This window comes from Bacillus sp. GMs2/2, assembly GCF_050172095.1.
Lineage (GTDB): Bacteria > Bacillota > Bacilli > Bacillales > Bacillaceae_G > Bacillus_A > Bacillus_A cereus.
Window position 1 is genome coordinate 1 of sequence record NZ_JBNLYE010000369.1, and the last position, 3,836, is coordinate 3,836.

Below are 3,836 nucleotides of genomic sequence, written 5' to 3' on the forward strand. Positions count from 1 at the left end.
TTGGTCATTTTATAAAAGGGGGAGAAATTATGAAAGGGAATCAGTTACTTCGGAAAGAGTTCACGGAAATTATAAAAAGTAAAAAAATATTAATTCCAATTATTGCGGTCTTATTCGTACCGATTTTATATGCAGGGATGTTTTTGTGGGCCTTTTGGGATCCGTATAAACAGTTAGATGACTTACCAGTTGCAGTAGTCAATTTAGATAAAGGCGCAGTATTTGATGGGAAACCAATTGAGGTCGGAAAAGGGCTCGTTGATAATTTAAAAGATAATAAAAGTTTTAAATGGGAGTTCGTAAGTGAAAAAGAAGCGAAGAAAGGAATGGAAGGTAGAAAGTATTACATGTTAGTGCTCATTCCAGATGACTTCTCAAGTAACGCTACAACGTTACTAAAAGACGATCCGAAGCCATTAAACTTAGAATATATTCCAAACGAAAGTTTGAACTTCTTATCTTCACAAATTGGCGGAACAGCCATTGAAAAAATTAAAGGTGAAGTAGCAAGCACGTTAACGAAAACATATGCAGAGAAAATGTTTGATTCCATTCAAGACGTCTCAAAAGGATTAGCAGATGGGGCGGAAGGAGCAAATAAACTACACGACGGATCAAGTGAGCTGCATGATGGTTCAAGTAAAGTGACGGATGGCCTTCATACACTGCAAGGGAAATCTGGGGAGATGAAGGATGGCGTTGGGAAACTATTTGATGGATCTGGGAAAGTGACAGCAGGTTTAAATACGTTAAATAGTAAAACAGGTGAGATGCAAATAGGTATCGGAAAATTAGTAGATGGATCAGGAAAAGTAACAGATGGTTTACATGTATTAAATAGCAATGCAGGTATCGGAAAATTAGTAGATGGATCAGGAAAAGTAACAGCAGGTTTAAATACATTAAATAGCAAAACGGGTGAATTGCGTGATGGATCTGAGAAAGTGACCGGTGGCTTGAACAAATTAGTAAGTAAATCCGGTGATTTAAAAACAGGAACAACTGATCTATCAAATGGTATGGGAAAACTTGTTGAATGGCGAAGTCAATTAGAAAAAGGGTCTCAAGAAATTCAAAAGGGATTGCAAGATTTAAATAGTAACGTACAAAAGTCTGCTGCAGGCTTAGAGGAAATGCAGTCGAAAGTTCCTTCTATATTGAATACAGTAAATGAAAAAATAGATGGAGCTAGGGCGAATATAAATCAGTTAAATGAACTTACGCAATCAACAGTAGGAGATGCTAAAACTGCAGCACAAGATGTAGCGAATTTACAAAAGCAAATTGAAAGTTTACCAAAAGAATATCAAGAGCAGTTACAACCGTTCATAACAAGTGCTGTAAAAAGTACAGCGACAGTTCAGCAAAAGGCTGCCGGAGTAGCAGGTGGAACAAATAAACTAAATGAAGAAGTAAAACAATTAAAGGGCGAAATACATCAAACAACAAATGGATTGCAAAATAAATTACCAAATCCAGCAGGGATGAAAGCTCTGGCAGGTGGTGTTGAGAAACTAACGAACGCACAAAATGAATTTGTTAGTAAATTTCATGGATTTGGTGAGGGATTAGATAATGCAAAAATAGGTGCTGATAAATTAAAAGATGGATCAGTTCAATTAATTGATGGAGTAACGCAATTACAAAGCGGCTCTGGAAAAGTAACAGATGGATTAGGTCAATTATCTGCAGGAGTAAATCAATTAGCAGATGGCTCAAACCAAGTAACAGGTGGTTTAGGAACATTATCTGCAGGAGTAAACCAATTAACGGATGGCTCAAGCCAAGTAACAGGCGGTTTAGGTACATTATCTGTAGGAGCAAATCAAATGGCAGGTGGAGTAAATCAATTAGCAGATGGCTCCGGTCAAGTAACAACAGGCTTAGGCACATTATCAACTGGCTCAACCCAGCTAATCGATGGCGTTAATAAACTAGCAGACGGATCAGGAAAAGTAACGGATGGTCTCGTAAAAGTAAACGATGGTTCAGGTGAACTTGCTGAGAAACTTGGCGAAGGGGCAGTGAAAACTGGTGAAGTAAAAGGGACGGATAAAACGTATGATATGTTTGCAAGTCCTGTAAAAGTGAAGACGGAGAAAATGGCGGAAGTTCCAAACTACGGAACTGGATTTACGCCGTATTTCCTATCACTCGGTTTATTTGTTGGGGCATTACTATTATCAATTGTATATCCATTACGCGATACAGTCGGTGTTCCAAAATCAGGGTTTAGTTGGTTTATTAGTAAGTTCGGCGTACTACTATCAGTTGGTATTATTCAAGCGATAGTAGCAGATGTTATATTACTGTTCGGATTAGGTGTAGAAGTACAAAGCATTCCATACTTCATACTCTTTAGTATCATTACAAGTTTAGCATTTATCGCATTAATTCAATGTTTAGTAACAGCATTCGGTGATGCAGGCCGTTTTATCGCCATCATCACATTAATTATGCAGCTTACAACGAGTGCCGGAACATTCCCGCTAGAATTGATTCCAAAGTTTTTACAACCATTCAATGCTTGGTTACCGATGACATACTCTGTATCAGGATTGAAAGCAGTCGTATCGAGTGGAGACTTTGACTTCATGTGGCAAAACATAGGAATGCTCATGATCTTTATCGTTGTATTATCACTTGGAACGATCGCTTCCTTAACTTTGATGCACAAACGACAATTTAAAAATGTTGCTGAAAATCAATCGGTTGAAGCGTAGATAAAAGCACCTTTTTGGTGCTTTTTTATTTTAATAGAGGGCACATCTTTTCCTTAGTTCATCTATAAATCTTTCTAAAAGCTATAGAAACGAAAGAAAAGGAATTACAACAATTTACAGAGAAACATAGGGTAGAGGAGTTGATATGATGAAAGGCAATCTTACTTATTATTTTATCGTAAATCCGCTAATAATCTTTCTTGTTTACGCCCTTTCACCTATATTGTTTGATAAAGAAGTATATACAAGTATGAAAGATGCATTTGGAATACTTACGTTCTATTATGTGTTAATGGGTGGATATTACTTTATTGATATTTTAAGTGAAAAGATAAAGAAAAAAAGTGATGGAGGATAACAAAATGACTGAAAGTGAAATGAAATTCCGGGATACGGCCATTCGTAACTTTTTCGATAAAGAGGATCGTTTAAAATCGATTCCAGGTCAAAAGAAGAAAAAACTAGTATTGTTAGAGCATTTAATTAGCAAGTTAAATGCTGAAAATCAATATACAGAAAAAGAAATTAATACATTTATAAAACAATATCATGATGATTTTTGTACAATTAGACGTGAATTTATTGTACAGGGGTTTATGAATAGAGAGGATAATATGTACTGTATAAACGGGAGGGAAGTTTGGACGAAGTGGGAGGAGTTAAAATAATGAATCAGCGAGGGGATCCCCGCTGATTATAAGCCTGTGCTAGTCTTGCTGTTTCTTTGTAGTAAGTCTATGAACGCTTCAACATTCGAACTTGTAATGTATCCAAGCGTTATATATTCATCTTCATAGTAAAATATTATTTTTTTGTCAAAGATTCTTCTCTTCGTTTCTATGGATAGAATTTTTTCATAATCAAATTCGGCAATGAATGTGTTTTTATATTGGCTAAAAAAGAGAAGTCTTTGATTAGTAGCAAGTAACATGCCAGGATACGGGACTTTATGCGTAATCATATAGCCAGTAAGTGAACATTTTAAAGTAGATAAAACCTTTTCTTCTTTATGTAATAGTTGTTTTGCAGCTGTTAAGATTGGATTCATTGCATACATTCCTTTTATTTTGATGTATGAATATTGTATCAAGAGTAAAAAGATTCTCAATATGT

General features: G+C 35.8%; 4 protein-coding genes. 3 read left to right on the forward strand and 1 reads right to left on the reverse strand.

Annotated elements, in window-relative coordinates; genetic code table 11:
* Positions 1-29: 29 nt before the first annotated feature.
* From ACQGS6_RS24400 to ACQGS6_RS24410, 3 genes are all read left to right on the forward strand, one after another.
* Positions 30-2,723: a YhgE/Pip domain-containing protein gene (locus tag ACQGS6_RS24400; protein WP_025966984.1), complete on the forward strand. Its 2,694-nt coding sequence runs from the start codon at positions 30-32 to the stop codon at positions 2,721-2,723.
* A 145-nt stretch (positions 2,724-2,868) separates the two neighbouring features.
* On the forward strand, positions 2,869-3,081 hold the full coding sequence (locus ACQGS6_RS24405) for a hypothetical protein (RefSeq protein ID WP_001986098.1): 213 nt from the start codon (positions 2,869-2,871) through the stop codon (positions 3,079-3,081).
* Between the two features lie 4 nt (positions 3,082-3,085).
* Positions 3,086-3,391, forward strand: a complete 306-nt coding sequence (locus ACQGS6_RS24410; protein WP_025966985.1) for a DUF2087 domain-containing protein — start codon at positions 3,086-3,088, stop codon at positions 3,389-3,391.
* A gap of 26 nt (positions 3,392-3,417) precedes the next feature.
* Here ACQGS6_RS24410 and ACQGS6_RS24415 read toward each other — a convergent pair whose 3' ends face one another.
* The gene (locus ACQGS6_RS24415; RefSeq protein WP_001068226.1) at positions 3,418-3,771 is read right to left on the reverse strand and encodes a PH domain-containing protein; all 354 of its coding nucleotides are present in this window, start codon (positions 3,769-3,771) and stop codon (positions 3,418-3,420) included.
* Positions 3,772-3,836: the final 65 nt, after the last annotated feature.

What these genes read in the sequence shown, in the direction of transcription:
- ACQGS6_RS24400 (WP_025966984.1), top strand. Translation starts at nt 30, where the DNA reads ATGAAAGGGAATCAGTTACTTCGGAAAGAGTTCACGGAAATTATAAAA.
- ACQGS6_RS24405 (WP_001986098.1), top strand. Translation starts at nt 2,869, where the DNA reads ATGATGAAAGGCAATCTTACTTATTATTTTATCGTAAATCCGCTAATA.
- ACQGS6_RS24410 (WP_025966985.1), top strand. Translation starts at nt 3,086, where the DNA reads ATGACTGAAAGTGAAATGAAATTCCGGGATACGGCCATTCGTAACTTT.
- ACQGS6_RS24415 (WP_001068226.1), bottom strand. Translation starts at nt 3,771, where the DNA reads ATGAATCCAATCTTAACAGCTGCAAAACAACTATTACATAAAGAAGAA.